Source organism: Leifsonia sp. RAF41 (genome assembly GCF_052114085.1).
Taxonomy (GTDB): Bacteria; Actinomycetota; Actinomycetes; order Actinomycetales; family Microbacteriaceae; genus Leifsonia.
In genome coordinates this window covers 3,193,013-3,210,480 of sequence record NZ_JBFREB010000001.1, presented here as the reverse complement: position 1 = coordinate 3,210,480, position 17,468 = coordinate 3,193,013, and the positions used below count along the sequence as shown (strand labels likewise).

At 68.1% G+C, this 17,468-nt stretch carries 22 protein-coding genes; 12 read left to right on the top strand and 10 right to left on the bottom strand.

Annotated features, from left to right (window positions below; all coding sequences use genetic code 11):
* Positions 1-737 precede the first annotated feature (737 nt).
* Together AB4Y74_RS15595 and AB4Y74_RS15590 are read right to left on the bottom strand one after the other, a co-directional pair.
* Complete coding sequence (locus AB4Y74_RS15595; protein WP_441799975.1) at positions 738-1,469, bottom strand: class I SAM-dependent methyltransferase; 732 nt, start codon at positions 1,467-1,469, stop codon at positions 738-740.
* Between the two features lie 1,020 nt (positions 1,470-2,489).
* Positions 2,490-3,233: an SDR family oxidoreductase gene (locus AB4Y74_RS15590; protein WP_441799974.1), complete on the bottom strand. Its 744-nt coding sequence runs from the start codon at positions 3,231-3,233 to the stop codon at positions 2,490-2,492.
* A gap of 81 nt (positions 3,234-3,314) precedes the next feature.
* On the opposite strand from AB4Y74_RS15590, the gene AB4Y74_RS15585 reads away from it, so the two are divergent.
* The 3 genes from AB4Y74_RS15585 to AB4Y74_RS15575 all read left to right on the top strand — a co-directional run bounded on the left by AB4Y74_RS15585 (position 3,315) and on the right by AB4Y74_RS15575 (position 5,038).
* Complete coding sequence (locus AB4Y74_RS15585) at positions 3,315-3,764, top strand: MarR family winged helix-turn-helix transcriptional regulator (RefSeq protein WP_441799973.1); 450 nt, start codon at positions 3,315-3,317, stop codon at positions 3,762-3,764.
* Between the two features lie 137 nt (positions 3,765-3,901).
* Positions 3,902-4,723: a M55 family metallopeptidase gene (locus AB4Y74_RS15580; RefSeq protein WP_441799972.1), complete on the top strand. Its 822-nt coding sequence runs from the start codon at positions 3,902-3,904 to the stop codon at positions 4,721-4,723.
* 18 nt (positions 4,724-4,741) lie between these two features.
* A complete protein-coding gene (locus AB4Y74_RS15575) occupies positions 4,742-5,038 on the top strand; it encodes a hypothetical protein (protein WP_441799971.1) in 297 nt (98 codons plus the stop codon).
* Between the two features lie 4 nt (positions 5,039-5,042).
* Here AB4Y74_RS15575 and AB4Y74_RS15570 read toward each other — a convergent pair whose 3' ends face one another.
* Together AB4Y74_RS15570 and AB4Y74_RS15565 are read right to left on the bottom strand one after the other, a co-directional pair.
* Entirely contained in the window at positions 5,043-5,213 is a 171-nt protein-coding gene (locus AB4Y74_RS15570) for a hypothetical protein (protein ID WP_441799970.1), read from the bottom strand.
* Between the two features lie 158 nt (positions 5,214-5,371).
* Positions 5,372-6,238 (bottom strand): AraC family transcriptional regulator, encoded by an 867-nt coding sequence (locus AB4Y74_RS15565; protein WP_441799969.1) that lies wholly within the window; start codon positions 6,236-6,238, stop codon positions 5,372-5,374.
* Positions 6,239-6,537: 299 nt separating this feature from the next.
* On the opposite strand from AB4Y74_RS15565, the gene AB4Y74_RS15560 reads away from it, so the two are divergent.
* From AB4Y74_RS15560 to AB4Y74_RS15535, 6 genes are all read left to right on the top strand, one after another.
* Positions 6,538-6,975, top strand: coding sequence for a helix-turn-helix domain-containing protein (locus AB4Y74_RS15560; protein WP_441799968.1), 438 nt, complete (start codon positions 6,538-6,540; stop codon positions 6,973-6,975).
* 47 nt (positions 6,976-7,022) lie between these two features.
* Positions 7,023-7,682: a hypothetical protein gene (locus AB4Y74_RS15555; protein ID WP_441799967.1), complete on the top strand. Its 660-nt coding sequence runs from the start codon at positions 7,023-7,025 to the stop codon at positions 7,680-7,682.
* A 240-nt stretch (positions 7,683-7,922) separates the two neighbouring features.
* Positions 7,923-8,075: a hypothetical protein gene (locus AB4Y74_RS15550; RefSeq protein ID WP_441799966.1), complete on the top strand. Its 153-nt coding sequence runs from the start codon at positions 7,923-7,925 to the stop codon at positions 8,073-8,075.
* Positions 8,072-8,770 (top strand): cytochrome b N-terminal domain-containing protein, encoded by a 699-nt coding sequence (locus AB4Y74_RS15545; RefSeq protein WP_441799965.1) that lies wholly within the window; start codon positions 8,072-8,074, stop codon positions 8,768-8,770. The genes AB4Y74_RS15550 and AB4Y74_RS15545 overlap by 4 nt, the downstream gene beginning before the upstream one ends.
* Entirely contained in the window at positions 8,767-9,783 is a 1,017-nt protein-coding gene (locus AB4Y74_RS15540; RefSeq protein ID WP_441799964.1) for a hypothetical protein, read from the top strand. The genes AB4Y74_RS15545 and AB4Y74_RS15540 overlap by 4 nt, the downstream gene beginning before the upstream one ends.
* Before the next feature lie 15 nt (positions 9,784-9,798).
* Positions 9,799-10,164, top strand: coding sequence for a DUF2750 domain-containing protein (locus AB4Y74_RS15535; RefSeq protein WP_441799963.1), 366 nt, complete (start codon positions 9,799-9,801; stop codon positions 10,162-10,164).
* 50 nt (positions 10,165-10,214) lie between these two features.
* Here AB4Y74_RS15535 and AB4Y74_RS15530 read toward each other — a convergent pair whose 3' ends face one another.
* From AB4Y74_RS15530 to AB4Y74_RS15520, 3 genes are read right to left on the bottom strand one after another with little or no spacing between them, the layout of a single operon-like run.
* Entirely contained in the window at positions 10,215-11,336 is a 1,122-nt protein-coding gene (locus AB4Y74_RS15530; RefSeq protein ID WP_441799962.1) for an NAD-dependent epimerase/dehydratase family protein, read from the bottom strand.
* The gene (locus AB4Y74_RS15525; protein WP_441799961.1) at positions 11,333-12,175 is read right to left on the bottom strand and encodes an MTAP family purine nucleoside phosphorylase; all 843 of its coding nucleotides are present in this window, start codon (positions 12,173-12,175) and stop codon (positions 11,333-11,335) included. The genes AB4Y74_RS15530 and AB4Y74_RS15525 overlap by 4 nt, the downstream gene beginning before the upstream one ends.
* Positions 12,172-13,659 (bottom strand): glycosyltransferase 87 family protein, encoded by a 1,488-nt coding sequence (locus AB4Y74_RS15520; protein ID WP_441799960.1) that lies wholly within the window; start codon positions 13,657-13,659, stop codon positions 12,172-12,174. The genes AB4Y74_RS15525 and AB4Y74_RS15520 overlap by 4 nt, the downstream gene beginning before the upstream one ends.
* Before the next feature lie 112 nt (positions 13,660-13,771).
* On the opposite strand from AB4Y74_RS15520, the gene AB4Y74_RS15515 reads away from it, so the two are divergent.
* The 3 genes from AB4Y74_RS15515 to AB4Y74_RS15505 are packed head-to-tail and all read left to right on the top strand — an operon-like array spanning position 13,772 to position 15,385.
* On the top strand, positions 13,772-14,347 hold the full coding sequence (locus AB4Y74_RS15515; RefSeq protein ID WP_441799959.1) for a hypothetical protein: 576 nt from the start codon (positions 13,772-13,774) through the stop codon (positions 14,345-14,347).
* Complete coding sequence (locus AB4Y74_RS15510) at positions 14,340-14,954, top strand: molybdopterin-dependent oxidoreductase (protein WP_441799958.1); 615 nt, start codon at positions 14,340-14,342, stop codon at positions 14,952-14,954. Before AB4Y74_RS15515 ends, AB4Y74_RS15510 begins: the two co-directional genes overlap by 8 nt.
* Positions 14,951-15,385, top strand: a complete 435-nt coding sequence (locus AB4Y74_RS15505; protein WP_441799957.1) for a hypothetical protein — start codon at positions 14,951-14,953, stop codon at positions 15,383-15,385. Before AB4Y74_RS15510 ends, AB4Y74_RS15505 begins: the two co-directional genes overlap by 4 nt.
* On the opposite strand, the gene AB4Y74_RS15500 is transcribed toward AB4Y74_RS15505, so the two are convergent.
* The 3 genes from AB4Y74_RS15500 to AB4Y74_RS15490 are packed head-to-tail and all read right to left on the bottom strand — an operon-like array spanning position 15,345 to position 17,358.
* Positions 15,345-16,076 carry a class I SAM-dependent methyltransferase gene (locus AB4Y74_RS15500; RefSeq protein WP_441799956.1) on the bottom strand — a complete coding sequence of 244 codons (732 nt, stop codon included), beginning with the start codon at positions 16,074-16,076 and terminating at the stop codon, positions 15,345-15,347. The two genes, AB4Y74_RS15505 and AB4Y74_RS15500, sit on opposite strands and share 41 nt — an antisense overlap.
* Positions 16,073-16,696: a TIGR04282 family arsenosugar biosynthesis glycosyltransferase gene (locus AB4Y74_RS15495; protein ID WP_441799955.1), complete on the bottom strand. Its 624-nt coding sequence runs from the start codon at positions 16,694-16,696 to the stop codon at positions 16,073-16,075. Before AB4Y74_RS15495 ends, AB4Y74_RS15500 begins: the two co-directional genes overlap by 4 nt.
* Positions 16,693-17,358: a glycosyltransferase family 2 protein gene (locus AB4Y74_RS15490; RefSeq protein ID WP_441799954.1), complete on the bottom strand. Its 666-nt coding sequence runs from the start codon at positions 17,356-17,358 to the stop codon at positions 16,693-16,695. The genes AB4Y74_RS15495 and AB4Y74_RS15490 overlap by 4 nt, the downstream gene beginning before the upstream one ends.
* Positions 17,359-17,468: the final 110 nt, after the last annotated feature.

Here is a 17,468-nt window from a genome sequence, read left to right as displayed (position 1 = left end):
GCCCCCGTTGGCGCCAGCGACGCGAAAAAGACGTGCGGAGCGTTTGTCCTTGCTCAGGGCCAATCGCTGCCCTCCGAGGCAGTCGAGTGTCTCCAGGCGGCGGTTTCCAGCCGAGACGCTGCGGAACTTGCGTGGAGCGTTCCGACTACCGAAGGCGACCCCATCGTCTCTTTCGCCTTCGTTACCCCGAGCAGCGGAGAAGTGACGGTCTACTCCACCAACGCCTTCGATTCGTACGGTGGCGATACTGGATGGACGCAGAGATCGTGCAGCGATCCCGCGATCGCAACAAGTCTCGCCGGATGCGCGGCACCCTGAGGCACTCGGGCTGGTCGCCGTCGTGCTCCCATCTGACTCATCCCGGCAGACAACTGGCAAGGAATACCGGTCGCCGTCCAGTCTCGCAAGGGATCCCCCACCGAGACGTCTACGTCCCCGACGAGGTCCCCTATGCCAGAGCAACCGCCGTTGGTTCTCATCGCGCATCGCTTGGCCTCATCGGCCGGTTCATCCATGGCCGCGCCGGTAGGCGGGGCTGCGCCGCGGCCGCCGCGCCGATCGACCAACGCAATCGTGAGCATGGCTCCACTCAAAGAGGCCCCAGACCGCGGCGATCAGCTAGCTCCAACCGTTCCCACCGTTCGGAACCATCGTGATTCATTCGCATCTTCGGCCATGGCCCTATCGACATGCTGGCTCGCCCGCGTACCGCGCCAATGTCGAGTTATGGCTGGCCGTTATCGCAGGACGAAGAGCAGGAAAGCCAGAAAGCGCCCGCTGGGACGATTCTCGAACTCTTCGGGAAATCGCTCGTACGCAGCCGACGACGGCGCCGGCTCACTGATCGCCTCCACACGGAACCCAGCTGCGGCGAACGCGTCGGTCATCGCGTGGAGTGGTCGGTCCCAGAAGGTGAGTTCTGCCGTACCGTCGCCCATCGTCCATTCTTCGATGCGAGCTCGCGTTCCGAAGTACTCGGACGTCCCACCGGAGAGTCGATCGCTGAGGAAAGTCGCGGACGGGTGTTCCTCGGAGACGATCAGCCGGCCGCCGGGCTTCAGCACTCGTCGGAACTCCGTCAGGGTCGGGCCCCAATCCTCGAGATAGTGCAGCGCCTGGGAGACGATGACGTCGTCAAAGGTGTCGTCTGGGAACGGCAGCGGATCTACAAGGTCAGCCTGGAACAGGTCTGCGTCGGCACCAAGTCGCTGCCTGGCCTGGTCGAGCATCCCTGCGCTCGAGTCAAAGCCCGTGACGATCGCGCCGCGGTCCCGCAGATCCGCAAGGACCGGTCCCGACCCGCAGCCGGCGTCGAGAACCCGATGCCCAGTGACGTCACCCGCCAGTTCGACCAGCGCGGGCCGGTTGTAGTACTCGTTCAGAAGGCTGGTTTCATTCAGCGCCGCGTAGCCTTCCGCGATGCTGTCGTACGCGGTAGTCCCGGACTCTTCGGCGGGTGTCGTCGTCATTTGCGTCAGCGTATAGGCATCGGATGCATCGACGTCTACGAGCCAGACGGGGCAACCCCAATCGGCAGTTCAGCATCGGCGCTGTCACCCGCGACAGCGACCAGGGGATCAGCAACAGCGCGGACCGAGATAAGTCGGCAGAGCCCAGCACGTGGCAGCGATTGCGGTCACCCGGAACCCGACCCCACATCCTTCGTTCTACAAGTCAAGGCGCCCGGATTGGGGTGGCGATCGATCAGCCACCCGGACGTGTTCCGGCTAGCGTGGACCGAAACCCGAGCGGGTCTTCCTTCTGCGGGTTCTCGCCACCTCGTTCGACGCCGTGAGCGACGGAAGTGTGGCGGGTGGAATCGATGGGGACACTCAATGTGGGTACAGGTTCGCCGCCTCCTTGTCTCCGCGGCGATCGCGGTCGTCCTTGCGGGCCTTCTCGCTGCCGCCGTCACCATGTTGGGCGGCGGGCTGCACCTGCCGTCTGCGCATTCATTCACTCACAAAGAGACCTCTTTGCCGAGGTGCGTCGACCGGAACCCGATCCTGGTGAGCGACCTCGCCGCTCAGTCGCGGGCGACGTGTGATGCAACAGGTATCGAACTGATCTTCCCGGATGGGTATCGCCTGAAGGTTGAACCCCCACTTGACTCCGGCTCCGAATCGACTGGCGATGGTCCCACCTACTCCACGATTAACTTTGGGATCTACGGCGTGTGCGCGGCCACCGCAGCGGCTCAACCGGTTGCGCCAGTCAGATGGGCGCCATCTGGCCTTCGATTAGAGCGGGATCGTTGGACAACGAGCTCGCTCGTAAGCGCCACGACGGTCCGGCGGCGTCAGCGGCCATAGGTCTCACATAACCGACGGCACCGAGCCGAAGCTGCGCGCCACCGGCCGGGGACTGCCACACGATACCTGCCTATGTGGCCGGGGCAGTGCGGACCCCCAAGGCGCGCTTTGAGACTGCCGCAACCCTCAAAACCCCTCCGGACGGATCAGCCCGGAGGGGTTTTGAGGGTAATGCGTTCAGGCCGTCTGTGTCAGTTCGGTCAGGAGCTCGCAGGCTTCACGGCTGGATGCCAGGGGCACGGCACGGCTGGGGCCGTCCCCGGCCTGAGCGAGGGCGACGAGGGCGTTGCCGATCTCGGCGGCGGAAACGTGGTTCGGATCACCGTCGGCGAACCGGGTGCGGACAGGACCGAGAATCAGCGCGTGGATCCGATGGTCCGGGTTCTCGGCGGCGAGGACGCGCTGCATCATGAGCACCGCGGCCTGCTCCATGCTCACCAGGCCGCTGCCCGGGACGGGCCACTCCGCGGACTGTCCGACGACAACGGTGTAGGCGCCGACGCCGCTCAACCGCGGAACAATCGCACGCGCAAGCGCCATGTGCGCGGTGGTCAGCCCCGTGAACGCCGCCGCCCAGTCGTCCTCGCGGATGCCGGTCAGGGAGCCGCCCTGCCACCATCCGCCGACGGGGACCACGGCGTCGTCAATTCCGCCGAGACGTTCGGTCATCTGCCGGCCGAGCTCCTCCGCGCCGTCGAAGGTGGTGTAGTCGTGCGTCGGCATGTGCAGGAGCGGCGAGACACCGAGGTCGCCGAGGGCTGCACGCAGCTCCGCTCCTCGCTGATCGGAGCGCGTCGGCGCGACCACATCGGCGCCGGCCACGAGGAAGGCGCGGACGACACCTTCGCCGACGCCACCCGTACCGCCGGGAACGAGAACGCGCCGACCGGCGAGAGTGCCTGTTGAGAGATTGCGAGACATAAATACTCCTTGGTTGGACCAATGTTGGTCAAACCAACGTTAGCACGATCTGTTGGTGACACCAACTGATAAGCTTGGTGCATGCCGGACGACTCTCAGCCTCCCCTCGCGCTCCGCACCCTCGTGAGTTGGCAGGCTGGACGCGTTGCGACGATCGGGGCACGCCTCACCGGAATGCGGATACCGCTCGAGGCGCGGTCGGACTTCGCCGTTCTGTCCGCGCTGCAGGAGTACGGGCCGCTGAGCCAGGCGGACATCGGACGGGCCCTCGGCCTGGACCGCAACAACGTCAACGGCATCGTCGTCCGCCTTGAAGCCGACGAGTCCGTACGCCGAAGCCCTGACCCCACGGACCGACGGCGAAACATTGTGACTATCACCACGAACGGCGCGGAAAGACTCGCCGCTCTTCGGGAGCAGGCCAACGCGGTTCAGGACGAACTGCTCGCAGCGCTGTCGCTCACTGATCGGGACACCCTTGTCCGCCTCCTCGGCGAAGTGCTCGCATCCCATCCCGCGCAGCCATCCTGAGCGGTCTCAATCACCGCGCAGGCCCAGCACGAGATACTGCCCAGTGGCCGATCGTGCTGCGCGTCACGTGCGTTAGCGGATCGTCCTGCGTGTCAGGTGCGTTAGCGGCTCCTCTAGCGGGCCCGTAGTGTGAGTGCATGCGGGTACTCGTGTCAGTCGATATGGAGGGTATCGGCGGAGTCGTCGACCGGTCGGATATCGCGCCGGGCGGTCCCGGGTGGGAACGCGCACGCGAATTGATGACGGACGAAGCGTCCGCAGCGGTGCGCGGAGTCTTCGCCGCGAGCAAAGAGGCCGAGGTCACGGTGTGCGATTCTCACGCGAGGGGTTTGAACATTCTGTCGGATCGGCTGGATCCGCGGGCGCGGCTGATTCGCGGCACCCCACGCCCGTTGGACATGGTCGCGGGAGTGGATCGAGGCTTCGACGCACTGCTCCTGGTGGGCTATCACGGTCGAGCGGGCCTCGCCGACGCTGTTCTCCCGCACACCCTCAGCGGCCGCACCATCGATTCGGTACGAATCAACGGCACCGTCCTTGGCGAGATCGGGTTGAGCGCGGCGGTGGCAAACCGTCACGGCGCGAGGACCGTCCTGGTGACCGGCGATGACGCCGCAACTGAGGAGGCTGGGGACGTTCTTCCCGGTGTGATGACGGTGACGGTGAAGCGAGCGCTCGGGGTCCGGGCAGCGGACAGTGTGCACCCGGCAGTGGCGTGTTCGCTCATCGAGGAGGCGGTACCGCGAGCCCTGGCATCAGCCGAGGTTGGTATCGGGCCCGCTTTCCCCAGTTCGGTCGACCTCGAAGTAGATGTACGTCTGACAGAGATGATGGAACGCCTCCTGCTCATTCCAGGATCGCAACGTCGCGGCCCGCGCACCTTCGGCTATCCGGACATCGATCTGTCCACTGCCTACGGCTTGGTCGGGCTGGTAGCGGACATCGCAGAAATCGCGTGAGCGCCATTTGGGCACGGGTTGCAGCTGATCCCTGCTGGGCGAGCCGATCGCGAGTTCTTCGACAAGCTCCGCGCCATTCCACGCGGCGAGCGGGTCGCTGAAGTCCTCGCAGCGGCGGTCACCACATGGCTGATGGAGTCGGATCGCGACACTCGGCCGGAGATCGCACTGACCGGCGACGCGCGGACCTTCGCAATCGGTGGCATGGCCGCGCTCGTCTCCACGTGGCAGATGGCCGACGCGCCACCGAGTACCGCACAGCAGGTCGCGTCGCTCCGCAGGTTCGCGGCCGCTGCCGCCACCGCAGCTGGGTGACGCCTCAGCCGTCGTAGGCGACGTAGTGCAACTCTGCGTCCCGCCGGTCATTGTAGAGCTTCAGGTACGCCTGGGCGATGACTGCGGGCTCAGCATCCGGGCGACCGGCTCCGATCAGGACTTCACGTCGGATGACCTGATGGCGCTGTTGTGGATGGCAGGAGTGGCCAGCCATGACCCTGGCGCTCCCGGCGGCCGGCGTCGAATTGTGGATCGAAGCATCTCCGCTGCCTGGACCGCATAGCTCTCGACGATCAGATCCCACGTCGCACTTGACGATCCTTGAGCGGGCGGCTGACCTGCCGCATCCCACGGCCGACAGGTCCTTCTCTACTACGCGCGCTCGACGGGGAGCCAGAGCTCGCAGGTGGCCGTGCTGAAGTCGTCGGCACGGTCGAGTACCGCGACGATGGACGGTCCAGGCCGAAGCCTCCATGGGTTCGACGGGAACCAAGCAGTCGCGGTTGCAGCCCACGCCTCCTGCAGCGCAGCCGGGTACTCGCCCTCGGTGTGGAACATCGCCCACGTGCCGGCCGGAACCTCGATCGTGTCGAGATCGTCCGCCACCGGAGCCGTGCCCGTGACAGCTACTCCATGCAGGTAGGTCAGTTCGCTTCCCTCGGTGTAGTCCGGGTCGACGTCGGCGCTGACCTGGAGCAGGCCAGCCGGTTCGGCATCGCTTAGGGCTTTGAGGCGCGCGTGCTCTGCCGCCGGCAGGGAGGCGATATGGGATTGGATGTGCGGGTTGATGCCCTCGTGAATGAGGGGCACGCGGGCGGCGTGGCCGACGAGGAGAAACGCCGGCCGGTCGATGATTCGGGTGTCCATGGAGATGTTCCCTTCTACAGTCAGGCGGAACCTGAGTTGCGGTTGCGTTCGAAGGGGGCCGCCATTTCGCTTGACACTGCCGACGCTGACGCCGTGCACTGATCGGAACGCTCGGCCGAATGCCTCGGTTGAGCCGTAGCCATACCGCACCGCGATGCTCAGCAGGTCGTCGTCTCCGAGAACATCCGCTGCCGCGACTGACATTCGGCGACGCCGGATGTAATCCGACAGCGGCATCCCAGCGAGCGACGAGAACATCCGCCGGAGGTGGTACTCCGTCGTGCCGAGTTCCCGCGCCAAGGATGCAACGTCGAGGTCGTCGTTCAGACGATCCTCGACCAGTTCGACCAGCCTGTTCAGGCCCGCGATCATGGCGCCTCCCTTCGACACCCACACTTCCGGGTCGTCACGATCGGCACCCTACTATCGCGGTCCGATCGGATCGCCTTTGTGCTCCGGAACGTGCCCTCTAGACGATCCCGTAGCGAAAACGCCGGTGGCGACGCCGACCTAGGCGAAACAGGCCCGGCAACCTCTGTGCCGCCGCACGCTTCAATGGTGTCGCGTGATCTTTACAGCACGCTAGATTAGGCTTACAGTTGCAAACGAAAGCCGATTGGTCAGCACCTTCAAGGGAAGAAAGCAGAGCTCGGCTTAGCGAAGGAAAGATAATGACTGTCGCAACGTTGGCGCGCCCATCCGTGACGATCACTGATGAGCTACGCGCGGAGGCTGCCGAAGTCGTCGAGCAGATCGGCGATGAGAGATTCTCCGGTGTGACGATCACAACGGAGACCGGCAAGAGTATCCAGGTGCCAGCTGGCCTCGCCGAGATCCTCGACTCGCTCGTGCACCGGATGGAGCAGGGCGGCCGTGTGGTGTTGGAGTCGATGCCCGAGCTGTTGACGACGTCGAACGCTGCCGACGTGCTCGGAGTCTCTCGCCCCACGCTCGTGAAACTGATCACCGACGGCAAGCTCCCCGCCGTTATGCGAGGCACGCACCGGCGGGTGCGCTGGAGCGACCTGTCAGCATTCCGTCAGGCGCGCGAAGCTGAGCGTTCGGATGCTATCAACGAGTTGTTCGAGGCTGACTTCGGCGGAGAATAACGCACCACTCGCCGCGAGGTGTCCGCGGACCCCTCTATCCTGATCAGATGCGAGTGCCGATCGTCTTCGTGGACGCGAACGTCCTATATTCGAAGACCCTTCGGGACTGGCTGTTCCTGCTGCGGAAAGAGACCTGCGGTGACATGTTCACTGTGGCGAGCTCCAACGACGTTATCGCCGAGGTTCTGTACCGGATTCGGAGAAACAACATAGGTGGTCCGGGTCACCTCACGAGCAACGTGAAAGAGAAGATCGAAGCGTCTCTGGATGAACTCGTCCGCGATTTCCCTGCAGGGATGGTATTCCCAGGAGACGACACGCACGACACTCACGTCTATGCCGCATCAATAGCGTGCGGGGCGACCTACCTGGTCACCGATGACGCGGGGTTTAGCGACGTCTCCGATGAGTTGCCCTACGAGGTACACTCCGCCGACTCGTTCTTCCAGCTGATTGGTGAGAACGTCCCGCGCGCCGTCGACAACGTGATCCGAGCACAGATTTCCTACTACCGAAGCCAGAGCGACAGCAAGACGCTAAGCGAGGCTCTTACCTTGGCGAAGTGCCCGACGTTCGCTGAGATCGTGTATCAGCACCTTCAAGCAATGAGTGGCGGCAACACGACAGCTGGCATCGCCGAGAGTGTGAAGCCCGTCGTCATCGACGATGCAGCCGAGACGCCAGCCGTCCCGGAGGGCGTCCTATAGCCGGTCCATGACTGAGACAGACCGATGTGGTTCAGACGTCATTCGGTGAACAGCGTCGTTCCGCGGGTGGACCATTCCTGTAAGAGCCGCCCGCAAAAGTGCCTCGTGAGGGTGCCTCAAGCGAAGCGGCGACCGCAACTTCGCTCAAGCGACAGCCGCGCGGTGCGACTGAGGGACTTTCGACTCTTGGCGCGATCCTCCACACCTTCCAGGCTGGCTCATGGAGAGAAGGAGAGCCTCGTGGACGTTCCCGCCAGTATGGAGCTGGGAAATTATCTCGGGTGGGGAAGTTTCGTCATCCAGCTCGGTAACTTGATCGTCATCGCGATCATGCTCGTGCTGTTCGTCTTGGCACTCGTACTGCCGTTCCCGAAGGCACGGCGGCGGCGATGACTTCTCAGAGAACTACGCCCGGCATTCGACGCGACGACGCTCCGGACGAGGTTTACACCTGGACTGGGCGGGCGCGCCGCTGGCTACTGAAGCGGCTGCCGCCCGACAAGCTGCTCCCGCAGGACCAGCCCAGCTATGTCGCATCCTGGATCTACGTGTTCGGTATGGCGGCACTCGCCGCGCTCGTGGTCGTGATCGGCTCAGGATTGGTGCTCAGCCTGAATGGGCCCGGCTGGTACCACGTCTCTGCCTTGGGGCACTTCACCAATGGCGTGCACCTGTGGAGCGTCGAGCTGTTCTTCGTGTTCATGGTCGTGCACCTGTGGGGCAAGTACTGGATGGCCGCCTGGCGGGGAGGCCGCGTTCTCACCTGGATCACCGGGGTGATCGCTTTCGCCGTCTCGATCGTCGCCGCGTTCACCGGGTACCTGCTGCAGACGAATTTCGACTCGCAGTGGATCGCGTTCGAAGGCAAAGACGCCCTGAACGCGGTGGGAGTCGGCGCCTGGTTCAACGTCGCCGACTTCGGTCAGATGTTCACCTGGCACATCGCGTTGCTCCCACTCGGGGTCGCAGCGATCGTCGCGCTTCACGTGCTGCTGGTGCGGATGCACGGAGTGGTGCCACCGATCGACGCCACGGAATCGGACGACCAGATCATCCGACCCGGCAGCGAATCGGAGACGCGGCCATGAAGCCCCGGCCGAGCATGTCGTGGCGCGCTGGAGACGACCTCGTGACCCGGCCATGGCACGGCCGAGTCCGCGACTACGACTTGTTCAAGGAGGTCACGGTCGGATTCATCATCGTGTGCCTGCTCACCGTCGGCATCGTCGCGGTTCTCGGGTCGCCGGACGAGCCGAGCGTGACCTTCTCGTCGTGGGCGAAGAGCCAGCCTCTCGACTTCGCCACCACCGCTACCGCGGAACTCGGGGGGACCAGCGACACGGCGACCTACGGGCCGCCCTACAACAAGACGCCCGATGCCACCCAGACGCTCGGGCCGCTCGACCTGCAGAGCCTGTCCGGTGTGCGGATCCCGATCGATACCGCGAATGACTTCGTGATCGCGCCCCTGAGGACGCTGCCCGTCGTGCCCCGCGCCGTCACCACGTGGTCAGCAGCCGGCTCGCCGACGCAGGCGCGCTGGACCGATGCATACGGCAAAGCACTCGCCGCGGATAAGGGCACCGCGTTGCCTCCGGCGCGAGCAGCCTACGGTCCGGTACCCGCCCTCGTCACCTCGCTGACGTCGATGGCGCGAAGCGGTGGTCTCGACGGTGCGCTCGCCGGCCACGGGTTCTACAACCAGGACTACACCCGGGCGATCCTCTTCCTCGGAGACGGAACCTACTTCCAGGACCTGGCCGCACGTCAGCACCTCACCGGAGACCAGTGGGGAATGATGAACGAGACCGGCAACTATCCCGGCCAGTCCTGGCTGTGGCTGTTCTCGCTCTTCTACCAGGTGGAGCCTTTCTCTTCAGCGCCGAACGCGGACCTGCTGGTCGTGCTCATCATGGGGGTGCTGACCCTTCTGCTGGCGCTGATCCCTTTCATCCCCGGATTGCGCACGATCCCTCGGTGGATCCCGCTGCACCGGCTGATCTGGCGAGAATATTACCGATCGCAGAGGCCGCGGCCGGCCGCGGCTGTGCCGTCTCGTGATGCGCCCGCGCCGGAGCGAGCGCCCGAGAAGGTCGGCTGAGAAGTGATCGGCTGAGTGACGTCGGGTACGCGAAGAGGGGGACGGAGACGGACCGTGAGCACACTTATCGAAGCGGCAACGTGGGAAGACTTCGCGCGAAGGGCACGGCGGGACGCGCGTGTCTGGTTCATGCTCACCCCGGACCGCTTGCTCACGCTGACCCGAGGTGAGGGTCAAGCACTTCCGGTGTGGTCATCGCGGGATAGCGCGGAGCAGGCGCTCGCCCTCTCAGACGGTGCAGATCGGCTGGACGTGTGCTGCGTCACCGTGCAGGAGTGGAATCGGCGCTGGCTTCCGAGCTTGCGCGAGAAGGTGATCGGTGTGGGCGCTGACTGGCCGACACTTCGCGCGGGCGAGGCCCGCGCTCCTCTGCCGATCTGACGAACTGCGTTGCGGCACTGGGGGCACTCGACTCCGCCCGGCTTCGGCCGTCACCCTGGCGGTGGCTCTCGCGGTCGGCCGAGTGTTCGCCGTGGCACGTCGTCGGCTGTCACTCGCGGCCGCATCGGCGCCGCCGTGAAGGCGCGGACGGCATCCCGCCAGGGGCGCTGCGCGCTCCATCCGATCTCGGCGGCGATGCGTTCGGACGAGGCCGTGATGTGGCGCACGTCGCCGAGGCGGAAGTCGCCTGTCACCACGGGGGCGGGGCCCCCGAGGGCGTCGGCGATCGCCGAAGCGAACTCGCCGATTGTGCGCACCGTGCCGCTACCGACGTTGTACGCGTGCACTGCGCCCTCCGGTCGCGTCTCCAGCCACTTGATCGCGCGCACGTTCGCGGCGGCCACATCCGTGACGTCGACAAAGTCGCGGCGCTGCCGGCCATCCTCGAACACGAAGGGGGCTAGGCCCTCGTCCAGCCGGGAACGGAACAGGGACGCGACGCCCGCGTATGGCGTGCCGCTCGGCATGCGGGCTCCGAAGACGTTGTGGTAGCGCAGCGCGACCACGCGGCCACCGGTCGACCGCGCCCACGAGCGGGCCAGCTGCTCCTGGGCGAGCTTGCTGACGGCGTACACGTTGCGGGGCTCGGTCGGGTCGTCCTCGCCGATCAGCAACGGTTGCAGGGGGCGACCCTCCCGGTCGAGCGGATCGAACCGGCCTGCGCGCAGGTCATCGACGGCGCGCGCAGGCGGCTGGACCACCGCGTCGCCGTCACGGTACAGGCCCTCCCCGTACACCACCATCGACGAGGCCAGGACGAGTCGCGTCGTCCCGGCGGCAGCCATCCCGGCCAGCAATCGCGCCGTCACGCCGACGTTCGACTCCACGTAGTCGGGCGCGTCGCTGAAGTCCACACCGAGCCCGACCTTCGCCGCCTGGTGGCACACCGCGTCGGCGGACCGCAGCAGCGTCTCGGGGATCGTGCCGGCATCGCCGACGAGTAGGTCGACGTCGCCTCGGAGGGCGCTGAACCAGCCGGGCACCTCGGCGGTGGCGTGAACGTCCGGACGCAGCGAGTCGACGACCGTCACCCGCCAGCCGCTTCCCGCAGCGGCCTCGACGACGTGGGAGCCGATGAAGCCCAGCCCGCCCGTCACAATGAGGTGCGTCATCCGGCGCGACCCGCGGAGACGGGAGCGGACAGCACGCGGCGCACGGCGTCGGTGGGAATCAGCGTCCGAGGCCGGTAGCCGGTCGGCACGGCGGCGACGGTGGCCGCGACGGCCGCCCGGATGCGGGGACCGGCCTGCGCCATCCGCTCCAGCACGAGCGCGGCGTCGGCAGCGTCGGAGGTATCGCCCGCGGCCGTGCCGGCGTCGGTGTCCGTCACGAAGCAGATGGTGACGAGCCCGAGACCGAGCTCGGCCGCGAGCACCGCCTCCGGGTACTGCGTCATGTTGACGATGTCGGCCCCGGCGGAGCGGAACCAGAACGACTCGGCCCTCGTCGAGAACCGCGGTCCCTGGATGACGACGGTCGTGCCCTCCGGGACGACCTCCTCGCCGAGAGCCGCGAGCGCCCGGGTCGCCGCATCCCGCAGCACCGGGTCGAAGGGATCGGCCGCGGCGAGGTGCTGCACATCGCCCTCATCGAAGTAGGAGTCGGGACGGCCACTGGTGCGGTCGATGAGCTGGTCGGGCACGACGAACAGGCCGGGCCGGGCCCGCTCGGACAGCCCGCCCACGGCCGAAGATGTGATCACGGCTCGGACGCCGAGCGCGGCGAGCGCCCACATGTTCGCGCGGTACGGGATGCGGTGCGGCGCGAGGGCGTGGTCTTCGCCGTGCCGGGCCAGGAACGCCACCCGGCGGCCTGCCGCCTCGCCGATGCGGATCGGGCCCGAGGGCGGTCCGTATGGGGTGTCGAACGCGACGGTCTCGATATCGGCGCTGTCCTCGAACAGCCGATAGAGGCCCGACCCCCCGATGACGGCGATCTCGGCTCCGGTCATGATGTCTCCTCTCGAGTGGCCGCCGGCCGGGGTGCCGCGGCGGGGTCCGCAATGCGTGGAACGTCGGTCAGCGGAACGGAGCGCCTCCAGCGCACGACCGTCACGGTCGCCGCCACAACGGCGGCCGCCGCCAGGACCAGCGTCGCGGTCGTGTGCGAGGGGACGAGCGATTTCACGGTCAGAGCGATCGGCACCACCAGCCACTCCCAGCGCCGGCTCAGCGCGATGAACGGGATGAGGATGAGCGCGTACCAGGGGTAACTCGGGCTCGTGATCAGCAGCACTGCGCCCACCGAGACGACCTGGGCGTGCCAGGGCGCCCGCGGATCGGCAGCGCGCCACCCGAGAACCAGCGCCCCGAGGACGAGCGCGCCCGCGACCGCGGTCGCCCACAGCCCGGGAAGGAACGGAGACAGCAGGGCGAAGCGTTTACCGCTCTCGTACCCCTCTTCATTGAGGTACCCAGGGAGGTAGCCGATGACGGCCCATCCGGTCACCGCTACATAGGGGATGTACCAGACGGCGAACGTGGTGACCGCGGCGAGCAGCGTGGTGACCGGCCGTCGCCGGACAAGTGCTGGGGCCGCAATGGCCGGCACGAACTTCGCCGCCGCGGCCAGCCCGACCAGCACCCCGACGAGCGCGGCGCGGCGCCTGCTCCCCTCCGGTCCGAACCATTCGTGCAGCCGCGATCCCCGGCCGCTCAGGCGTCTGCCCAGGGCGGGAGTGGCGGCGAAGGTCGTGGCGACCATGAACAGCACACCGAGCACGTCGACGTGGGAGTTGGTCACTGCCTCCGTCGCCACGAACGGCGACCAGCCCCAGATCGCGGCCCAGCGCGGGTCGAGTCCGCGAGCGCGCATCCCGAACACCAGCAGCACAGTCGTCCCCAGGCTCAGCAGGAGGCCGCTCACCTGGAGCGGCGCGTACTGGGCCTCGACGGGCACCACCGCGCGGACGGCCGCGAAGTACGCCTCGGCCGCCGGCGGATAGATCGTCGGAACGTGCGGCCGATTGAGCGCGGTGCAGAGCAGGTCTCCGCCCGGCAGGGTCGTCGTCTGCGAGATGCGAGGGCCGTCGCAGTGGAGCGAGCCGTCGGCGGCGGGCACCGGCACCGGGAACAGCCACGGCACGCGATACGGGTCGAGTGCCTCGGCGGCGGGAACGTGAGCGTAGGGCGAGAGACCCGCATCTTGCACGATGCCGTCCCAGGCGTACCGTGCCGAGTCGGTGCTGAGGTTCGGGGGCCCGGCCAGCGCCGCGCATCCCAGCGCCGCCGACCCGGCCAGCACGAGGACGATCGCTGCGCGACCTCGCACGCGCAGCAGCACGAGGAACGCCGCAGCGGCGAGCAGCCAGGTCACGCCCGCCGTGATCCCGAGCGCGGGCTTGGCGCCCGGCACGAAACCCGCGATGGTCGCCGTGGACACGGCCGTGACAGCGGTCAGCGCGGCGAGCAGCACGCAGACGAGGACGACCTTCACGTCCTCGAGTGTGGCTGCTCCCCGCGGGCTTCGGACCGGGATCCGCCCTCCCGTTCGGAGATCGTAAGATTTGCCGCGCATCCTGCGCGCCGCCTCCGATCACAATCGGAGCATGTCCGTCACCGGCCGTGTCTCCCGCGCCCTCGAGCCGCGGATGGCCCGAGCCCGGGGGTTGCTCGCGGCCCCGGCGCGAACGGCGCGAACGACGGTCGTCATCGGCCGCCTGCTGGCCACCGCATTCGTCGTCTGCTTCCTCACCGGCCTGTACAGCCACCTCCTGCAGGAGCCGCTGCCCGGGATGCGCTTCCCCACCTGGCCCGGTCTCTACGCGTTCACCCAGGGTCTGCACGTCACGGTCGGCGTCGCGATCTTCCCGCTCCTGCTCGGCAAGCTGTGGACGGTGTACCCGCGGCTGCTCCTGTGGCCGCCGGTGGGCTCCGTGCGACAGGTGCTGGAGCGCGCGTCCGTCGCGCTGCTGGTGTCCACCGCGCTGCTCGAACCCGCCATCGGGCTGGTCAACACGTACCAGTGGTATCCGTGGCCGTTCCCGTTCCGGCAGACGCACTTTGCGCTCGCCTGGGTGATCGTCGGGTCCATCGCGCTCCACGTGGCCGTGAAGCTCCCGATCGTCGTGCGCTTCTGGTCGCGCCGCAGCGCCGCCGAGGATCGGAGCGTGACCGATGACTGATCGGCCGGGGATCACGCGCCGGGCGCTTCTCGGCACGATCGCGGCCGCCGGGGCGGCGGCTGTGGCGTTCACCGCCGGCCAGTCGTTCGGCGTGCTGGCGCCGCTGAACCTCTTCGCGCCCCGCGTGCAGGGCGACGGACCGCAGGGGGTTCCCGTCAATATGACCGCGGAGGCTGCCGGGGTGCTGTCGACAGCACAGGCCGCGGACTGGCGGCTGACCGTCCGCAACGGCGACCGCGCCGAGACCTTCGACCGCGCCCGGCTGAGCGGCCTGCCTCAGGCGAGCTCCACGCTCCCAATAGCGTGCGTCGAGGGCTGGAGCACCACAGCGCAGTGGGGTGGCGTGCGGATGCGCGACCTCCTCGCTCTCGTGGGCGCACCCGCGGGCGCCACCCTCCTGATCAGCAGCCTGCAACCGCGGGGGGCCTATCGCCGGACGACGATGGGCCCGGAGTTCGCGGAGGACCCGGCCACCCTGGTCGCCTTGACGCTCGGTGGGAAGACGCTCGATCTCGACCACGGCTATCCGGCTCGCGTGATCGCACCCGGCCGGCCGGGCGTGCTGCAGACGAAGTGGCTGGCCTCGATCGAGGTGATGCCCGGATGACGCGCATCCGCCGCATCATCGGCGCCCTCGGCCTCGCACTGATCGGCACGGGCGTTGTGTTCCTCGTCGTCGATCTGCGGATCGCGCAAATCGTCGGGGTGGTGGTCTGGCTTGCGGCGGCGGTCGTGCTGCACGACGCGGTGCTGGTGCCGATCGAGACGACCATCGACCTGCTGCTGCGACGCGTCGGGCGGCGCCTGCCGCGCGCCGTGGTGACTGTCGTGGAGGCGGGCCTGGCCGTGGGTGCCCTCCTCACGGCCCTGGTGGTGCCCGAGCTGGTCGCGCAGGCGCGCGGGCCGCGTAATCCCACGGTGCTCCCCGGCGACTACGGCACCCGGCTGGCCGTGCTCTGGCTGGTGATCGTGGTCGCGGTGGTCGTTACGTCCACCGTCATCGTGTGGCGAGCACGAAGGCCCGCCCGGCGATCGTGACCGTTGTCGCATCCATCCCGAGGTCCCCCGCGATCCCGGTCGCGACGCGCGCACCCACTTCCGCCCAGGGGAACCACGCGCTCCGAGCGCCGGCGGGGTGGACCAGCTGCGCGAGAAAGCTCGCATCCTGTTGCGGGTCTGCGTGCGCCTCCACGATCATCCGGCCGCCCGGGCGCAGGAGTTCCGCCGCTCGGGACAGGAGGGCGACCGGGTCCCCGCCGATACCGACGTTGCCGTCGAACAGCGCGACGGCGCCCCACGTGCCTTCTGCCGGCAGCGGGTCGAACACCGAGCGGTGGAGCACCGGCAGTCCTGCCGACCGCGCATGCCCGATGGCCGCCGAAGAGATGTCGATGCCGAGCGCGAGCCTCCCCGCCTCGATCGCGGCGCGCACCAGCCGGGCGGGGCCGCAGCCGATGTCGAGCAGGGGACCGTCCGTGAGCGCCAGCACCTCGCGCTCTCCGTCCGTCGCGGAGGCGAGGTAGGCGGACACGTCGAGGTGGGATGCATCCTCGTCGCCCCCATCCCGGGCGATCACCGTGAGGGGGCCGCCTCCGGTACGGAGCGCCAGCTCGTAGGGCTCGGCGCCGCCGCGCCCGAACTCGGCCGACTGCCCGGGGCCGAACGGTCCGTTTTCGACGAGGCCGGAATCGAGGAGGGCGCCCGAGCTCCAGCCCTCGGCCACGCTCATGCGATGACCCCGGCCGGCCGGAGTTCGTCCAGCGCGCGGGCCAACGCCGGCGAGCGCTGGGCCGCGGCCGGCACATCCGCCGCCGTGTCGATGTCGGTGAGCGCGGGAAGAAGCCGCACCCGGAGTCCAGCGGTGCGCAGCCGCTCCAGCTGGTGGAAGCCGGTCGCCTCGGTCGACATCGGAACGCCGAGCACGAGCGCGCCGTCCGGCCGACGCAACGCCAGCGCCCAGAAGCCGCCGTCCGTCGCGGGACCGAACCACGCATCCACGTCCGGATCGTCCGCGAACACGCCGGTGAGCGTCGCGGGGTCGACGTGGGGCGTGTCCATGCCGAGCAGCAGGACGGGTTCGTCCAGCATGTCGAACAGGGCAGCGATCCGCTCGTCGAGACTGCCCGAGCGCTGGGGCAGCACCTCCCAGCCGGCGGCGGCCGCCGGAGGCACGGCGCCATCGAAGTACAGGATGCGGCGGGACGCCGGAAGCGCACACCCGACCCTCAGCGTGTCGGTGAGCGCTGCGGTCGCGATGGCAGCGGCCTCCTCCGCGGTGAACTCCGGCTGCAGTCGCGTCTTGACGCGTCCCGGGAGGCACTCCTTGGCGATCACGACCACGGCGGTCATCGGGCTGCCTCGGCTAGGCGTCGCCGCGTGTCGCGGACAGCGGTGAGATAACCGCGCAGCGACCCGGTCACCTTCGACCGGCCGATGCGGGGGTGATAGGCCACATCCACATGGCTCAGTCGCCACCCCGCCCGGTGCGCGCGGAGCACCAGCTCGACCGGGTAACCGCTCCGCCGATCGCTCACCTCCAGTTCGAGGAGCGCCCCCCGGCGCGCAGCGCGCACGGGGCCGAGGTCGCGGAGAGGAAGGCCGGTCCGGGAACGCAGCATCCACGCGAGCACCAGGTTGGCGACCCGGGCCGGCACCGGCCACGCCTGCCGGGAGGTGGGGCGACGGCGCCCCACGGCGAGATCAGCCGTTCCCGCCCGCACAGGAGCGACCAGCGCATCGAACTCGGCCGGGTCGATGGTTCCGTCGGCGTCGCACACCAGCACGAGGTCCGAGGTCGCAGCCGTGAGGCCGGCATGGACTGCGGCCCCGTAGCCTCGGCGCGGCTCGCTCACCACGACGGCTCCCCCGAGCAGGGCGACGTCGGCGCTGCCGTCGGTCGACCCGTTGTCGACGACGATCGCCCGGTATCCCGGAGGAAGGGCGGCGAGGAGTACCGGCAGCGCCTCCGCTTCGTTCAGACACGGGAACACGACGTCGATCGGTACGGTCACGGTTCGACGCTACGCAGCGGGATGGTCGGGCGGCGCCGCCAGAATCTTACGAAACGCGGACAGTGACGCCCCTCGGGATTCGGAGCGGCCCGCCGCCCGGGCTGCCGACT

Bases quoted from the DNA above. Each gene is read 5' to 3' on its own strand.
- AB4Y74_RS15500 (WP_441799956.1), bottom strand. From the start codon at position 16,076: ATGAGCGTGGCCGAGGGCTGGAGCTCGGGCGCCCTCCTCGATTCCGGC.
- AB4Y74_RS15555 (WP_441799967.1), top strand. From the start codon at position 7,023: ATGCGAGTGCCGATCGTCTTCGTGGACGCGAACGTCCTATATTCGAAG.
- AB4Y74_RS15525 (WP_441799961.1), bottom strand. From the start codon at position 12,175: ATGACCGGAGCCGAGATCGCCGTCATCGGGGGGTCGGGCCTCTATCGG.
- AB4Y74_RS15570 (WP_441799970.1), bottom strand. From the start codon at position 5,213: ATGGCTGGCCACTCCTGCCATCCACAACAGCGCCATCAGGTCATCCGA.
- AB4Y74_RS15515 (WP_441799959.1), top strand. From the start codon at position 13,772: ATGTCCGTCACCGGCCGTGTCTCCCGCGCCCTCGAGCCGCGGATGGCC.
- AB4Y74_RS15505 (WP_441799957.1), top strand. From the start codon at position 14,951: ATGACGCGCATCCGCCGCATCATCGGCGCCCTCGGCCTCGCACTGATC.
- AB4Y74_RS15495 (WP_441799955.1), bottom strand. From the start codon at position 16,696: ATGACCGCCGTGGTCGTGATCGCCAAGGAGTGCCTCCCGGGACGCGTC.
- AB4Y74_RS15545 (WP_441799965.1), top strand. From the start codon at position 8,072: ATGACTTCTCAGAGAACTACGCCCGGCATTCGACGCGACGACGCTCCG.
- AB4Y74_RS15560 (WP_441799968.1), top strand. From the start codon at position 6,538: ATGACTGTCGCAACGTTGGCGCGCCCATCCGTGACGATCACTGATGAG.
- AB4Y74_RS15595 (WP_441799975.1), bottom strand. From the start codon at position 1,469: ATGACGACGACACCCGCCGAAGAGTCCGGGACTACCGCGTACGACAGC.
- AB4Y74_RS15585 (WP_441799973.1), top strand. From the start codon at position 3,315: ATGCCGGACGACTCTCAGCCTCCCCTCGCGCTCCGCACCCTCGTGAGT.
- AB4Y74_RS15590 (WP_441799974.1), bottom strand. From the start codon at position 3,233: ATGTCTCGCAATCTCTCAACAGGCACTCTCGCCGGTCGGCGCGTTCTC.
- AB4Y74_RS15580 (WP_441799972.1), top strand. From the start codon at position 3,902: ATGCGGGTACTCGTGTCAGTCGATATGGAGGGTATCGGCGGAGTCGTC.
- AB4Y74_RS15530 (WP_441799962.1), bottom strand. From the start codon at position 11,336: ATGACGCACCTCATTGTGACGGGCGGGCTGGGCTTCATCGGCTCCCAC.
- AB4Y74_RS15565 (WP_441799969.1), bottom strand. From the start codon at position 6,238: ATGATCGCGGGCCTGAACAGGCTGGTCGAACTGGTCGAGGATCGTCTG.
- AB4Y74_RS15510 (WP_441799958.1), top strand. From the start codon at position 14,340: ATGACTGATCGGCCGGGGATCACGCGCCGGGCGCTTCTCGGCACGATC.
- AB4Y74_RS15540 (WP_441799964.1), top strand. From the start codon at position 8,767: ATGAAGCCCCGGCCGAGCATGTCGTGGCGCGCTGGAGACGACCTCGTG.